General features: G+C 44.7%; 11 protein-coding genes. 2 read left to right on the top strand and 9 right to left on the bottom strand.

Translation table 11 applies throughout. The features are described from left to right. Positions 1 to 34 precede the first annotated feature (34 nt). Positions 35 to 406, top strand: coding sequence for a hypothetical protein (locus AAJP47_RS07885; RefSeq protein WP_346717358.1), 372 nt, complete (start codon positions 35 to 37; stop codon positions 404 to 406). A gap of 390 nt (positions 407 to 796) precedes the next feature. Here the strand turns inward: AAJP47_RS07885 and AAJP47_RS07880 are convergent, their stop codons facing one another. Continuing rightward, positions 797 to 1,282, bottom strand: a complete 486-nt coding sequence (locus AAJP47_RS07880) for a hypothetical protein (RefSeq protein WP_346717357.1) — start codon at positions 1,280 to 1,282, stop codon at positions 797 to 799. Between the two features lie 143 nt (positions 1,283 to 1,425). On the opposite strand from AAJP47_RS07880, the gene AAJP47_RS07875 reads away from it, so the two are divergent. Further along, entirely contained in the window at positions 1,426 to 2,076 is a 651-nt protein-coding gene (locus tag AAJP47_RS07875; RefSeq protein WP_346717356.1) for a hypothetical protein, read from the top strand. Between the two features lie 157 nt (positions 2,077 to 2,233). On the opposite strand, the gene AAJP47_RS07870 is transcribed toward AAJP47_RS07875, so the two are convergent. The 8 genes from AAJP47_RS07870 to AAJP47_RS07835 all read right to left on the bottom strand — a co-directional run bounded on the left by AAJP47_RS07870 (position 2,234) and on the right by AAJP47_RS07835 (position 14,943). Continuing rightward, on the bottom strand, positions 2,234 to 2,983 hold the full coding sequence (locus AAJP47_RS07870; RefSeq protein WP_346717355.1) for a M90 family metallopeptidase: 750 nt from the start codon (positions 2,981 to 2,983) through the stop codon (positions 2,234 to 2,236). 174 nt (positions 2,984 to 3,157) lie between these two features. Next, complete coding sequence (locus AAJP47_RS07865; protein ID WP_346717354.1) at positions 3,158 to 5,209, bottom strand: autotransporter domain-containing protein; 2,052 nt, start codon at positions 5,207 to 5,209, stop codon at positions 3,158 to 3,160. 111 nt (positions 5,210 to 5,320) lie between these two features. After that, positions 5,321 to 6,301, bottom strand: a complete 981-nt coding sequence (locus AAJP47_RS07860; RefSeq protein WP_346717353.1) for a virulence RhuM family protein/type II toxin-antitoxin system death-on-curing family toxin — start codon at positions 6,299 to 6,301, stop codon at positions 5,321 to 5,323. Between the two features lie 214 nt (positions 6,302 to 6,515). Then, positions 6,516 to 7,154, bottom strand: coding sequence for a GDSL-type esterase/lipase family protein (locus tag AAJP47_RS07855; protein WP_346717352.1), 639 nt, complete (start codon positions 7,152 to 7,154; stop codon positions 6,516 to 6,518). 194 nt (positions 7,155 to 7,348) lie between these two features. Then, positions 7,349 to 9,913, bottom strand: a complete 2,565-nt coding sequence (gene uvrA, locus AAJP47_RS07850) for an excinuclease ABC subunit UvrA (RefSeq protein WP_346717351.1) — start codon at positions 9,911 to 9,913, stop codon at positions 7,349 to 7,351. A gap of 242 nt (positions 9,914 to 10,155) precedes the next feature. Further along, complete coding sequence (locus AAJP47_RS07845) at positions 10,156 to 11,400, bottom strand: DUF819 family protein (protein WP_346717350.1); 1,245 nt, start codon at positions 11,398 to 11,400, stop codon at positions 10,156 to 10,158. A 210-nt stretch (positions 11,401 to 11,610) separates the two neighbouring features. After that, complete coding sequence (gene csdA, locus AAJP47_RS07840; RefSeq protein WP_346717349.1) at positions 11,611 to 13,284, bottom strand: DEAD/DEAH box helicase CsdA; 1,674 nt, start codon at positions 13,282 to 13,284, stop codon at positions 11,611 to 11,613. 525 nt (positions 13,285 to 13,809) lie between these two features. Next, positions 13,810 to 14,943, bottom strand: a complete 1,134-nt coding sequence (locus tag AAJP47_RS07835; protein ID WP_346717348.1) for a DUF1176 domain-containing protein — start codon at positions 14,941 to 14,943, stop codon at positions 13,810 to 13,812. Between the last annotated feature and the right edge of the window lie 237 nt (positions 14,944 to 15,180).

Raw genomic sequence — 15,180 nt, 5'->3', positions numbered from 1 at the left:
TATAAGTAACGTACATCAATTAATGGGACAGTTTATGCAAAAAGGTGTATTGAGCGATCAGAAGGGAAGTTATCGAAAATCCTTTATTTTCTTCCTGATCGTAAGTGCTTGTATTTTCACTCATTCTTCTACTATCAAAGACATACCATCTATTCTATTTTGGCTAGCCTTATTTTTAGCCGTTCTAAAGCAGATTGTCATACCTATCAATCTCAACCAAACTGTATTTTCACCCAAAACAAAGTACGCTATAAGCGATGATGATTTTATCAATAAGTATAATAATATTGGTAATCCTGATATGGAGAAGGAAAAGGATAATCTATGGCATAGACTGATAATATGGGGTGAGAGGCTTTCGTCTCTTTTATTTATCGCTGGATTGTTATACAGCATATTTATTTGAAAAGAGTTATGTCTGATAGAGAACATTTATTGAAGAGCTTGGCAATATACGAAGTTCGGGCACAAACCATCTAGGCTTCAAAACTATGACAGATAATCGACGGGGCAGATTGAATTGGTATTCATCCTAGTGACGAGAGAATCCTAGAGAGTACTTAAATAAGCAATACATAGTATATATGCAAGCTGATTAATCATCTATCACAAGTCCATCAATACATCACCTTATACTGTTTATTTAACATAATATACATTATGCGAAAACAAACCAGCGGGTTTAGGGACTGGCTTTATAATATTTTATGTCGTGTTATCTAACGAAATTCCTATTCATTTTTTATAGAATATGATCTTATAACCAATTTATATTTGAGTATCAACCAGCATTTCTTTAACGACAAGTCTCTAAGAAATGCTGACGTAAAGATTTGCCATCCTCATTCAAAATTACTTCAGCCACTTGGCAATTCTCTTTGCCATCAGCGTCACAAGACAATTGATAATAAATATTGCTACCTTGCGCCAAGCTAACTTTTACCAATCCTTGCTCAGTCATCGAGAACTGTTTGTCCTGTTCGTAGTCAGGATCCTGAGCATCCCACAACACATCATAACCAACATGACAAGAGAGCTGCTCTTTATCGAAATAATCCTGCTCAAGTTGCATGGCCGCTTGCAAGTCTGTATTGGCATACTGCTGCAATACGACTGGATTATCCATACCTTCATTGCTAACGTCTTGCTGGTACATTTTAGCAATGGTCGCCATTTTCATAGCATTTAGTGTCTTTGTCGGCTCTGTTACATCTGCAACAACAGGACTGGTCGCAATCAGTCCCACTGTGAGTAATAATAGCAATGAGCGATATGTTGACATGGCGTACTCTACAAGCATTATTTATCCAAAAGATATCCCCGCTATTACATCATACTCATATTTTGCCTGTGCGGTAGTATCGTATCATTCAGGTTTATACGTCAAAAAACCTTAAATATAGTAATTTTGGGAGCCTATGCACTATGACCAAGCGATTTACTGCTAAAGCCCATCTGTTTATATTAGCGACCAGCGCCTCTTTGGCAAGCATATTGTTCGCAACTGGCTGCCAATCTTCTATTGATTCGGATCCTGCGCATCTCAATCAAGCGAATGTTAGCGCCTTAATGCCAGTCGTCTCAGATATGAGTCAACAAGCGCTTCGCATCCAACGTGCGCTTGCCAACAAGGACTTTGATAGCATCACAAGTGACATTCATCCAACGCGTGGTGTGCGCTTCTCGATGTACGCTTATGTACGCCCAGAGACGGACAAAGTCTTTAGTCGTGAACAGTATGCACAGTATTTACAGCAATCAAAGGTTCGCTTTACTTGGGGTGAAAAAGACGGCACTGGCGATCCATTAATTGAGCCATTACCGACGTATTTAGACACTTGGGTAAATGCCGCAAAATACAATAATGCCCGTATTAGCTTTAATGAGTTTAAAATAAATGGCAATAGCATCAATAATTTAAAGAAAATATACCCAGATTCAAATGTGGTTGAGTTTTATTATAAAGGCAGCGACAGGTATGACGGTATGGACTGGCGTGTGCTGCGTTTGGTATTTAATGAGTATCAAGGTAAGCGTTATCTAGTAGCAATCATTAATGACCAGTGGACGGTCTAGTATTGATTGTATCGTTCATATATAAAAGAGATGCGATGGATATAGTGCTCTACTGGTATAAAAAAAGGACACTACATCGATTGTGATGCACTGCCCTTTTTCACTGTAGTTCATACTGCAATTTATAATTTATATTCAATTTTTGTTATATTAACAGTTATTGCTCAAGCGGTGTTTGCCGAAAGAATTTGACCATAATATCGTAAATATCAGGATATGCGTCCACTAACTTTTGCGGCGTTTCAAAAAACACTTCACTTAATACCGCAAAAAACTCCGCCGGATTGGTTGCGCCATAACGATCGAGTCCTGATTTGCGATGGGTTTGAAAATCCTCAAAATCGCGGCTCATTATTTTAGTCCAGCGCTCAGGATCCATATCCGGTTGTAGCGGCGGAAAGCCATTGGCACGGCCATTTAACATATCAAGCTTATGCACAAACTCATGAATGACCACATTATGCCCATCGCGCTCACCTGAATGCTTGGCATCCTTCCATGACAGTACCACAGGGCCACGTTGCCATGCTTCGCCGCTACGGTGTTGATTGCCCTCATGGACGATACCAAACTCATCGACAGTAGTGCCGCTGCTCTTGTATGAGCCATTATAAATGATGATCGATGACCAGCCAGCGTACCACTCAAGACTTAGGTTTAATATCGGTAGGGACGCTTGCAACGCAATAGATTGTCTGACGACGTCTGTGACATCAAAGCCTTGTGCGCCAGTAATCGATTTGTCAGCCAAAAACAAAGTCGCTAGTTCAAATAAGCGATTCAGCTCGTCTTCATTTAATCGATCAAGTATCACGATACGCTTAGCTGCTCGTGTCCAGTCTTCGTGGGTAAATTCGCTACTATCCAGTATGCGCTGCTCTCGCCATTCTTTTATAATGCCAAACATACACGTTATCCCTGTTATTCTTGGTATTTTCTACACTTAAGCTGTCCATTCTACACATAGTATAGCGATAACTGGTTGTACGCCATGATAATTAATATATCAAAATGTATAAGGAAAAACGCCGCTCATAAATAGATTATTGAGCGGCGCAGGCTTGCATTCATACATTACATTTTAAAATTGATATTGTAGCCCTAGCTGTACCGAGCTGTCTTTATCGTCACGTGCGAAGGTGGTATCACCGTTTAGATAAGCATAAACATTGTTATGAACCTTGTTGCTAACACTCAGCTCAAAACGCCCATAATCGTCATCTTTGTCTGCTTGGGCAATACTCACGTTTCTTGTTTGCCCATCCGCTAAAGACGTGGTCGATAGACCATCGATCAAACCATCTTTGATAACATGCACATAAGCGAGTTTGCTTTGAAGTTTGGCAGGCGTGCCCATTAAATCAAAACCATACTGCAACTGGTAACCAAGCTCTGAATCCCATGCCTCACTGGATGTGCTGTCAATGTTAAGCGCCGTGCGAGAATTGGCATTGCCACTCGTATAGCCGTCTATGTCGGCATCGCTATAATTCAAACCCAAAAAAGCCCCATGCGCGATATTTTTCTTGATAAGAAAATTGTAGCCAAGCTCATTGTAGGCACTAAATACATCGGCATCAGCATCACCGCGTTCGCTATTGTCAATAATGTTGATGCCATTATTGCCATCCAGTCTGACGGTTCTGTTAACATCTAAATCATGGTTAGATAAGCTCAAAGAAGTCGTGTTCCACCAAGCGGTGTCTTTGCCGCCCAGTAACGAATAAGCTTGAATACCATAGCTCGTATCCTTTTTAATACCATTTTCTACGGTCTTATTGTTCTGATTGGCCGCTTGTACGCCTGCACCAACGCGCCAGCGAGGCTGCACCATATATTCGCTATAGAGACCAATATTGGCGCGAGTGCCTTCTTGTACGTTATCAGTATCTACATAGCTTTGAGAGCCGTCCACCCAAACTTGAGTACGTGAAGTATCAAAAGGACGATCGTTATCAATGGCAGGCAAAGCCAAAGCATTGGCACGCTCAAGAACCGCTGAGTGTGAGCCGGTAGCACTGTCCTTTAAAGCGGCACCTATTCTGTTTTGAAGGTTAAGCGCGCTTTTGTTGGCGGCAATGATATCGGCATTGGTTTGTTCAACAATCAATCTGCTAATGATACGCGAATAGTCACGCATTCTTTGTGCTATGCGTTCTTCACCAAAGGCAGCAGTAAGCACCTCTTCGTTGTCTAATTCAGGGTTATGCCACGTATAGCCGTCTGGGATATTTGGGTTGTCCGTTTGCGTGTAACCATCATAATCCGGCCCAAGCTCCCAGTTGGTTGCCTCAAACCCTACCACAGGCATAAAGCGATCAAAAGACTCTTGATCGCTACAGCAGCCAACGCCATAAGGCTCGTAAGGCTCTGTCGCGCCAGGTGCAATAATGGCCGGATTGACGTCTAGTGTGATACCAAGCTCTTTTGCAATACGTAACGCATTTTCACGCAGCCCGACATTGGCCGCCACTTCGTTACCGTCACTATCGTAAGCATTTCGCCCTGCATTGGCATACATCTTATCGCCTGTAATCAAACTGTCTAAGTTAATCATACCTAGGGCGGCCGTTTTTTCTGCGTCAGTGAGTCTATCCACAAACGCACTTGAGCCTCTAAGACCGCCCTCTTCTGCCCCAAACGCCACAAACTGAACATTATACTCAGTGTCAATGCCACTCAGATTTTGGGTCAATTCAGTTAAGACACCAGCGCCAGAGGCGTTATCATCTAATGCTTCTAGGTTTTCATAGTTTGGATAGCCTGTTGCAGAATCATAATGGGCGCCAACGAACAGCGTTTTTTCGGTATTAGCAATCCCTTTTTGGGTCACGATAACATTATTACTCGTTAATGTTTGACCGCTAAATGGACTGCGAGATGCGACAAAATCAAACGTCTGACGATCGACTTGGTTATTACTGCCATCGACGGTCATACGTTGCTGCATATAATCAGCCGCTTGGACTTCTTTATCAGATCCTGTATAGCGACCCGCATAGTCGCGCGCCAGCGTTAATGCGGTTTCTGTACCATAATCACCGTATTTGGCTTCTGCAAACGCCTGTGAGCCTGTAAGTAGTGTCAGGGCGGCAGCCACTGAAATTGTAAGCGGTGATAATCTATTATACAAACTGTTTCTCCTTGGTAAACGATATGTAAACAACGTAAAAAAAATAACGTAAATACACGAGGTTTACAAGGAAAAAAGAAACAAAAAAGGAGCGAGGCTTGTTTTTTAACGTTAAATCTCTAACGACAGCATATTCATAATTAATTTAATCAAGGTCTCTTTTTGGTTGGGATCAGATTCAGCCACCAATAAGGTCAAGGCGGCAAGGCCGGTATTATTGATCACCATCTCGCCTTGGTCATTGAGCAGGCGTCCATTACGGTGTAAAAAATCCACAAACAAAAAAGCCCCGCTGCGTTTATTGCCATCCGTAAAAGGATGGTTTTTTACCATAAAGTACAGTAAGTGCGCCGCTTTACTCTCAATCGTCGGATACGCAGGTTCGCCAAACACCGTTTGTTCTAAATTACCGAGCACACTGTCCAAGCCATCGCCGCGAGGCTTAGCAAACAACTCAGTCGCCTCGCCTCTGTCTATCAGCTGAGATTTTAGATCATTGAGCGCTGCCATTGCTTCGGCCGGACTGGGCAATACGCCGCCTTCCTGTCCTGCCGGATTGTCTAATAACCCTTCGTCATAACGTTGTAGCCATAAAAACGTCTGTGTATAGCGGCTGATGATTTCGACCAAACCGCGCCCTTCATCCGTATTCAGCTCAGGACTTTGAGCGGTTTTTTTGATAAGGTTTAACGCTTGTTGTAATTCAGCAGCGTTCTTATCAAGACGCTGTTGGTTGAGTGTATATCCTTGCACCAAGTATTCACGTAAGCGCTGGGTTGCCCACCGTCTAAACTGTACACCTTGCGGTGATTTGATGCGATAACCAACCGAAATGACGACATCCAAGTCGTATAAAGTCACGGGTCGATCAGAAAAAGCAATATGCATTTTTTGCATATTGCTTTTTTCAGAGATTTCCTCATATTTGAGAGCATTTGTAATATGGCGTGAAACAACGGACTGGTCGCGACCGAAAAGCTCCGCCATTTGTGCTTGGGATAACCATACGGTCTCTTTTCCGAAACGTACATCTACTTGCGCCTTGCCATCTGCACTTTCGTATATCTCTACCTTTACTGCATCATCATTCATAAAAAGCTCTCGTCTTGTAATATCATACTATAATTTATAGACTATTGTTGTCTGCATGGTTTATATTACGGACGCTTGGCAGTTATCACAAGACTTGTCTTTTAATAAGTAAATAAAAGTGTATTTATAAACGATAAAGGCAACAAAAAACCCAGATCAGCACATACTGACTGACTTGGGTTTGATGTTTTGAATGCAGAATTTTGCTAACACATTATTGTGCGATGCCTTCCTCTTTTAAATACTCATACAGCCCTTCTGCAAATTGCCGATAGCCTGCGGCATTGGCATGAATTCGATCGGATTTTAACGTGTCATCCGATAATATTGTTGACCAGCCGCCCGAATACAACGGCAGCTCTTTGTCTTTAGCAATCTCTTCATATATTGGATTGTCACTTGCCTTGCCAAACAATGCACTGGTACTAAAGTATGGCTCGGCAATGAGGAAAACGTCGATATTCGCAGACTTCAATGTGTCCACAGTGGCGTTAATATTAGCGCGCGTCGTTTCAGGTGGAATACGCTGCAACACATCATTGCCGCCCACACCAAGCAGCACCAAATCAGGCGCTTGTTTTGCAATATCCTCTACTCGGGCAAGTACATCGGCGGACGTATCCCCATTGATACCTGCGTTAATGACTGTCCATGTCGTCAGCTCAGTAAGTACCGTAGGATAAGCGGTCTCTGAGCTTGCACCGTAGCCATAAGTCAAAGAATCCCCGAGTGCAACGACCGTGCTACCTGCTGGCAGAGCCGCTTGCTGTGCTTCGCTGCTACAGCTGCTTATATTGATAGTGGCGGCAAGTCCTATACTCGCCAGCTTCAAAACATGACGACGTATCTTCATATAACCTCTTCCCTTATTCTTCACTTCAATTGCGTTCAATGTATCAGCATTGATTTAAGAAGACGATGAGTACTTCAAGACCATCAGTCGCCAATGGTCAGCCGCCCTTCGTAATACGTTGATTGAATTACCCGAATGTCCAAACGATTATTGGGGTTAGCGCTTTTGCCCCTTAAACCCCCTCAAAATTTTTCTCATACCAATAAAAACGGAGCGGTACGACTGTCTTCTGATTGAGCGACGTCACTTGGCGTACCTTGAGCGACAATCAATCCGCCTTCCTCGCCTGCCCCCGGCCCAATATCAATAATCCAATCACTATTACTGGCCACTTGCATATCATGCTCAACCATGATGACCGTGTTACCAGCATCGACTAGACCATTTAATTGAGCCATTAGCATGGACACATCAGCAGGATGTAAACCGGTGGTTGGTTCGTCCAATATGTATAAGGTATCGCCTCGCTGCGTACGTTGAAGCTCGGTTGCAAGCTTGATACGTTGCGCCTCGCCGCCTGATAGCTCAGTGGCTGGTTGACCCAAACGCAGGTAACCAAGACCAACTTGTAGCAGCGCATCCAATGCCCGCAAAATAGGCGCTTCATCGACAAAGAACTCATAAGCGGCTTCAACGGTCAAATCCAGCACCTCAGCGATGTTTTTGTCTTGATAAGTAATGGCAAGCGTTTCTTTATCATAACGTTGACCATGACATACCTGACAAGGCGCATAGACACTGGGCAAAAACAACAGCTCAACACTAACGAATCCTAAACCCTCACAATTTGGGCAGCGTCCTTTTACGGTGTTAAATGAAAAGCGACCAGCATCATAACCCGATGCGTTGGCTTGTTTGGTTGCCGCAAATAACTTGCGCACGTTGTCGAACAATCCAGTATAGGTTGCCAGGTTTGAGCGCGGCGTTCGTCCGATTGCCTTTTGATTAATATTAATAAGGCGGTGTACGTGCGCCATGCCAGCAGTAATCTCACCGCCTGTTGCGGTTTCAAGCTCTTGCTCGAGCAAATCTGCTTCTCCCACGGGCTCTTTTGCAACGGTTTTTTGTCCCAGTGCCTCATTGATAAGCTCTACCAACGCCTGACTGACAAGACTGGATTTACCAGAGCCTGAGACGCCCGTGACACTGGTCATCACCCCAAGCGGAAACGCAACCTCTAATCCGGTTATGTTGTTGCGCTCGACGTTTGCAAGTTTGAGCCACGCCGCTGGTTGTCTGCTACTGGATTTTGCATCTGCCTTAGATACTGTCTTAGCAAAAAGATACTGACCCGTATGCGACTGTGCAATGTCGCGTAGCCCATCTACAGGCCCACTATAGACAATCTCACCGCCATGCGTGCCAGCCTTTGGCCCAACATCGACCACCCAATCAGCATGTCTGATAACACTGACGTCATGCTCAACGACGAATACCGAGTTGCCCGCTGCAATCAGCTCATCTAGCGCTCCTAACAACGCTTGAGTGTCAGCAGGATGCAAACCAGCCGATGGCTCATCAAGCACATAGACCACGCCAAAAAGCTGTGAGCGAATTTGCGTGGCCAATCGCAGGCGCTGTAGCTCACCTGGCGACAATGTCGGCGTCGTACGCTCAAGCGATAGATAACCCAAACCAAGTCTGGTTAGCGCTTCAATACGAGAGAGAATATCACTAGCGATACGCTGGGCGACAATGGCTTTTTCGTGGTTTGCTGTCTCATCATCTATCTGACGATTGGCTGTCCTCTCAAGTTTTAGCGCCATCTCAGTCAGCGTTAGCTTTGATAATTCACCGATATCCAAGCCTGCAAACTTGACAGACAGCGATTCTCTTTTCAGCTTCTTACCGTGACACTCTGGACACTCAGATATCTGCATAAACTGCGAGACGCGTTTTTTGGTGCGCGGGCTTTGGGTGGTGGCAAAAGAATGCAAAATAAAGTTCTTGGCACTGGTAAAGGTGCCCATGTAGTTTGGCTTCTCACCTTTTTCGATTGCCTTGCGTGTTTGCTCAATGTTGTATTCAGGATAAACGGGCACGGTTGGCGTTTCATCCGTGAACAAAATCCAATCGCGGGTTGTTTTGGGCAGTGTGTGCCAAGGCTGATCAATGTCATAACCGAGTGTGGTCAATATACGGCTCAGGTTTTGACCTTGCCATGCTGGTGGCCATGCCGCAATCGCCCGCTCGCGTATGCTCTTGGAATTATCCGGCACTAACAAGTCTTCAGTAACTTCAAATATGCGGCCGATACCTGAACACCTTGGACAAGCACCCTCTGGTGTATTGGGAGAGAACGCATCAGCATATAGCATCTCTTGGTTGGCGGGATACTCACCCGCTCGTGAGTACAGCATACGCAAACCGTTGGATATAGTCGTCACGCTGCCCACAGACGAGCGCACCGAGGGCGTGCCTCGTTGCTGTTGTAAGGCCACGGCAGGCGGCAATCCTTCTATCGTATCAACGTCTGGCTCATCGACTTGATCAATCAGTCGTCTGGCATAAGGTGACACAGAATCAAGATAGCGGCGTTGTGACTCAGCAAATAAAGTTCCAAATGCCAGTGATGACTTTCCTGAGCCTGATATACCCGTGAAGACCACCAACGCATCACGTGGCAAGTCAACATCAACGTTCTTTAGGTTATGAACACGCGCGCCTCTCACCTGAATAGTGTCTTGGTTATGGTTATAAAGAGTTTGGTTCCGTATGCTTGTCTTATTTGTTTTTTCTAATTTTTTGGGGCTTGCCATAATGCTATTAATTCCTATTGGATCGTCGTTTATTTTTGACGGTACTATTTGTTTTTATACAATTGGCAGGAATGTTAACACGTACTCATACAACGCCCTGTCTAGGCTTACGTATTAGTAGCATAGACAGACAAAACGATAACTTAACCCATTATTTTATGAATAAAAAAACCTGCATGTATGCAGGTTTTCGATCGTTATAAAAGAGAAAAACTAGGACTATAAGAGTAATAATATCAACATTACCCCACTACCAGCCGCATCATTTGCGTACTGATATAACCACCAAAGGTCCCTACCGCATAACCAAGGATACCCAAAAACACCCCAACTGGTGCAAGTGACGGGTGAAATGCTGTGGCAACAATCGGTGCTGATGATGCCCCGCCCGTATTAGCATTAGAACCAACGGCCAAAAAGAAAAAGGGCGCGCGAATGAGTCTTGCCACTACAAAAATAATGGCGACATGAATACTCATCCATAAGAAGCCAATCAGTAAGAGGCGCCACTGCGAGACAATGCCAGCGAGATTGATCTGCATACCGATGGCCGCAATCAGCACAAAGATAAAGACGGTACCCATCTTGGACGCGCCCACATGGTCAAGCCTGCGAACTTTGGTAAAAGAGAAGCCAACCCCCAATAAGGTAACAATAACCACCATCCAAAAAAACGAGCTGGCAAAGCTATATTGTACTGCCCATTTGTACGGCGTAAAAAAATCTGCGATTTGTCCGCCGACAAAGTGTGCGACCCCAACCATGGCAAAACATAACCCAAACATCACCATTAAGTCATTTAAGGTCGCAGGGCGAGCATGATCACGCTCATAACTTTCAACAGCTGCAATAACTTTATCGATACTACTGGTATCTGCCCTTAAAAAACGGTCTATTTTTTCACTATGTTTGGCCATGACTAAGATTGCCAGCAACCATAATGAGGCATTGGTCGCATCTACCAAGATCATCATGCCAAATAGATCATCGCTAACCCCAAACAGCTCTTTCATTGCTGCTTGGTTGGCTGCACCGCCAATCCAGCTGCCCGCCACGGCTGAAAATCCGCGCCATAACGTGTCATCGACAAACATCTCAGGTGATACCCATTTGGCTATCCCTAAGCTAATCGGACCACTGATGATAATAGCGATACTGGCCGCAAAGAACATAGCGATTGCTTTCCAACCTAACCCCAATATCTTAGGTACGTCCATAGATAAGGTCATCAATAATAAACTGGCAGGCAACAGGTAAGTTGCTGTAAAACCATAAATCTGCGAACCAACCCCATCGGCAAAGACGCCCAAACTATTTAGCGTGGCCGGTATAAAGCAGCATAGGACAATACCGGGTAATACCGCATAAAATCGGCGCCAGAATTTACCGGGTAATCCTTGAGTATAAAAGACCAGACCAATGATGGCCATAATGATGCCAAACGCTAACGGCAGACTATCAATGGCTAAACTTGAGAAAGCGAGCATCGAATGGTTCCAAGGCAGATGATAAAAGCCTGTCAGTATAGACAAGGGCAAAAAAACGCGCAAGCTACTATCTTGTACTTGCTACTCAAAACGGTTGATCTGATACCAACCAGTAGACACAAAAAAGCCAGATAACAAGTATCTGGCTTTTTTGATGCTATTTTTAGACGATTAATAAATCAATGATTTTAATCGCCAAATATAACAGTCTTACGAGTTGTTACCACGGTTGCCGCCGTTTGGACGACCTTGACCACGGCTGTCTGAACGACCTGCTGGGCGACCTTGGCTGCCACTTGGACGACCGCGACCGGTTGCTGCACGCTCACCGCGTGGTACACCGTTGCTATCGCCACGGCTTGGGCCACCAGTGCGCTTGCCTTGATATGGCTTGCCACCTGAACGCTCATTTGGCTTACCAGATGAATCACGTGGTTTGCCTTGATAACCGCTGTCATTGCTGGCGCGTTGGCTGGTTGCTGCGCTGTCGCTTGAGCGACCACGGCCTTGACCACCGCCACTAGATTTACCCGCATAGCCACCGCTTGAACGACCACGGCCTTGACCGCCACCGCCGTTAGAGCGTCCGCGACCACGGCCACGACCATTACCTTTGTTTTCGCTAGGTACGTATGTTTTCTTAGGCTCCATGCCTTCGATAACACAGACTTCCATTTTGCGATCTAAATAACGGTTGATGGCGTTTAGCTGTGGACGATCATCCATGCTACATAGGCTGATAGCGATACCAGTACGGCCAGCACGACCACAACGACCGATACGATGGACGTAATCTTCTGTTTGACGTGGCAAGTCATAGTTAATAACGTGCGAGATGGCTGGTATATCTAAACCACGGGCAGCAACGTCGGTCGCTACGAGTATTTTGACTTTGCCATTACGTAAGTCTTGAACGATACGGTTACGCTTGCTTTGTGGCAAGTCACCATGTAGGAAGCTGGCTTTATGACCTGCTTCTTGTAGCTGTTTTGCTAGTTTTTCAGTACTACGTTTGGTTGCAGCAAAGATGATGATCTGTTCCATATCTTGCTGGCAAACGATTTTGTCAAGCAAACGGTTTTTATGATCAAAATCATCACAGTAGTACACTTTTTCTTCAATGTGTGCTGATTCTACTTTGATTGATACACGCTCAGGGTTCTTAGTGAAGCTGGCAGCGATTTTACCGACTGGGCCATCCCAAGTGGCTGAACACATGATCGTTTGACGATCGATTGGTGCTGCACGAAGGATATCACTGATATCATCAGCAAAGCCCATGTCTAGCATACGGTCAGCTTCGTCAAGTACCAATACTTCTAGGTTTGATAAGTCAACGCGGCCGGCATTGATATGGTCAAGTAGACGACCAGGCGTTGCTACGATAACTTGAACGCCTTTTTTCAAAGCAGTAATCTGACCATTGTATGGTGCGCCGCCCACTAATGGCACACAGAATAAACCGCGCATGTCTTTAGAATAGGTACGCACACTGTCATGTACTTGCTGAGCAAGTTCACGTGTTGGCGTTAGAATAAGGGCTTTAGTCAGTTTGTCAAAGCTAGTGGCACGGCTCAAACGATCAAGTACTGGGATAACGAATGCCGCCGTTTTACCACTACCCGTTTGCGCTGACAATAAAAGGTCACGACCGGCTAGCGCAAAAGGAATCGCTTGTTCTTGAATAGGCGTTGGGTTGGTATAACCACTGCGATCAAGGGCAGTAAGAATAGGTTTGGCAATGCCAAGATCGGTAAAGGTGATTTTGTTTTCTTCAGTAGCGTCAGTAGCAGCTACTTGATTATTAGTATCAATATTTGGCGTGGTGTTCGTGTTTTCGATGATGCCGTTTTCAGCGGCGATTGTAGATAAGATATCAGTCATGAGAATCCTTGGTAAGTATAAGTTGCTGTAAATTCAGCAATCTTGATGCATACCACTGATAACCGTTCACCACGCAGCTTCTATTAAAACATCACCGAAACACCTAAAAGTGTCGATGATTAAGACGTCAAGCCAATGAAGCTTGAAATCCCTATAATAAATGCGTTTGTGCTGTCTGACGTATTTTGGTGGTAGTGCCGAGTGTCTTATCCTTGTTTGCTACAAACGCGTTATTGATGCTTTGTCCAAAGCAGATAACCGCAAATAACACCCAATCTAGACCAAGTTGTCGGTCAGTGGATAAGATATGAGTCAAAAATAACCAATGTTTAAAATGTTATTTAAGTACACAAAATCATCGGCAACAATTACTTATGGTCGTCCTAGACCCAAAATCGCAGGCGATGTTATCAATCTCATAATTCACGATAGGCTAAGCTAACGTGGCGACGCAGTATATCACACTAAAAAATTATTTGTACCTGTTTTTTAGTGTGATGTAAAAATAAGGTTAAAAATCGGTGGCTATTGAGCCGCTCTCACTTCAGTAATATAGGTAGGTAGCTGCCATGCACCGCCCGCCTCAATTAAGCGGCATAACCCAGTGGTGCTTTCATGACTCTTCTCAAACGCTCTACCTGTCCACACCCACTCTTTTTTGGCGATACAGTCACCAAGACCACGACCCTTTTGTACTGAGGTTATCTTGCCTTTATTATAGCCAGTTGCACTGGTGGTCACCAATACTGGTTTATAAGGCTTGCTGTCATTCATGACCCACATGCCCGTACCGACATTATAAGCCCCGGTCCAACATTCATGCTGTACCAATAGCTGTGAGCCGTTCAAACGATTGACCACCCATGACGAATTGTTCGATAGGTTTGGACAGTCATTATCGGCTTCTTTCATAGTGCCGCCCATCAACGCTGCTAGTTGAGAGGCGCGCATCGCAAACCTTTTATTACTAGTAGAAACGGCTTTTGGACTGGGCGTCACAAAATTTAGTTTTGGTGCAGGTTTTTGAGAAGAGACACTGCTATTGGGCTTGGTCACACCATCTCGATCAATAAACGCACTGGATGTCCCTACTCGTCCTTGAACGTCATCTGCCTTTAGCATGACCGCACTAGCACCTTTGTCAGAAAGCTGCCAGCGTGAATTACGCAGTACCAATTCAATCTTACTGGGCTTGGTCAGGGCGTCCACTAGTGCCTTAGTCTGTGCTGAGGTAAACTCCGCATCGCCTGTGGCAGTCGAAAAAGTCTGAGTTTCACCATAATCTCTACCGTTAATAAAGAGCGATAAGCGATGACGGTCGCCAAGCTTCATCAACGCTTTGGACGAGCTATCTTTCGCGCCGCCAAGTTTTACTTTGGCATCCACATCAGCGTTCGCACCTGCGCGGCGTACCAATAAAACGGAAACAGGAAGCTCGCTGTTGTTTTCTGCTTGATAGCCTGCCAATCGACAAGTCAGTGTGTTGTCACAAGCAACCTGCCAGTCTTGACTGACAAAATCAACGCCCGTATCTGCCATACTTACGGTACTAAACAGCGCGGCACTGACCGCAGTAATGATAGGCAGCAGTCTGCTGGATTTCATCATCGACAGAGAAATCTTTTTTATATTTTTAGCATTGGGTGTTAAATAAGTCATATGGTACGACCTTAAAAGCTTATGGGTATCCATCGATTGATGGTGATGAGCGTTCATGACATCCGTTTGATTAAAATCTAAGTTATGATTAAAAACTCACTTGTTAAAACTAAATGATTGAAAATCAAACTATTAAAAACCGAGTCATTGAGGCTCTCTTATGTTCGATTGAGGGTTGATCTTTTCATTGAGTATTCTTTAATCGTAGAAGATGAACACCCGTCCGTAAAAGTAATA

This window comes from Psychrobacter halotolerans (genome assembly GCF_039680845.1).
GTDB lineage: Bacteria > Pseudomonadota > Gammaproteobacteria > Pseudomonadales > Moraxellaceae > Psychrobacter.
This window is presented reverse-complemented; position numbering and strand designations above follow the sequence as displayed.

What these genes read in the sequence shown, in the direction of transcription:
- AAJP47_RS07880 (WP_346717357.1), bottom strand. Translation starts at nt 1,282, where the DNA reads ATGTCAACATATCGCTCATTGCTATTATTACTCACAGTGGGACTGATT.
- csdA (WP_346717349.1), bottom strand. Translation starts at nt 13,284, where the DNA reads ATGACTGATATCTTATCTACAATCGCCGCTGAAAACGGCATCATCGAA.
- AAJP47_RS07885 (WP_346717358.1), top strand. Translation starts at nt 35, where the DNA reads ATGCAAAAAGGTGTATTGAGCGATCAGAAGGGAAGTTATCGAAAATCC.
- uvrA (WP_346717351.1), bottom strand. Translation starts at nt 9,913, where the DNA reads ATGGCAAGCCCCAAAAAATTAGAAAAAACAAATAAGACAAGCATACGG.
- AAJP47_RS07845 (WP_346717350.1), bottom strand. Translation starts at nt 11,400, where the DNA reads ATGCTCGCTTTCTCAAGTTTAGCCATTGATAGTCTGCCGTTAGCGTTT.
- AAJP47_RS07870 (WP_346717355.1), bottom strand. Translation starts at nt 2,983, where the DNA reads ATGTTTGGCATTATAAAAGAATGGCGAGAGCAGCGCATACTGGATAGT.
- AAJP47_RS07860 (WP_346717353.1), bottom strand. Translation starts at nt 6,301, where the DNA reads ATGAATGATGATGCAGTAAAGGTAGAGATATACGAAAGTGCAGATGGC.
- AAJP47_RS07835 (WP_346717348.1), bottom strand. Translation starts at nt 14,943, where the DNA reads ATGACTTATTTAACACCCAATGCTAAAAATATAAAAAAGATTTCTCTG.
- AAJP47_RS07855 (WP_346717352.1), bottom strand. Translation starts at nt 7,154, where the DNA reads ATGAAGATACGTCGTCATGTTTTGAAGCTGGCGAGTATAGGACTTGCC.
- AAJP47_RS07875 (WP_346717356.1), top strand. Translation starts at nt 1,426, where the DNA reads ATGACCAAGCGATTTACTGCTAAAGCCCATCTGTTTATATTAGCGACC.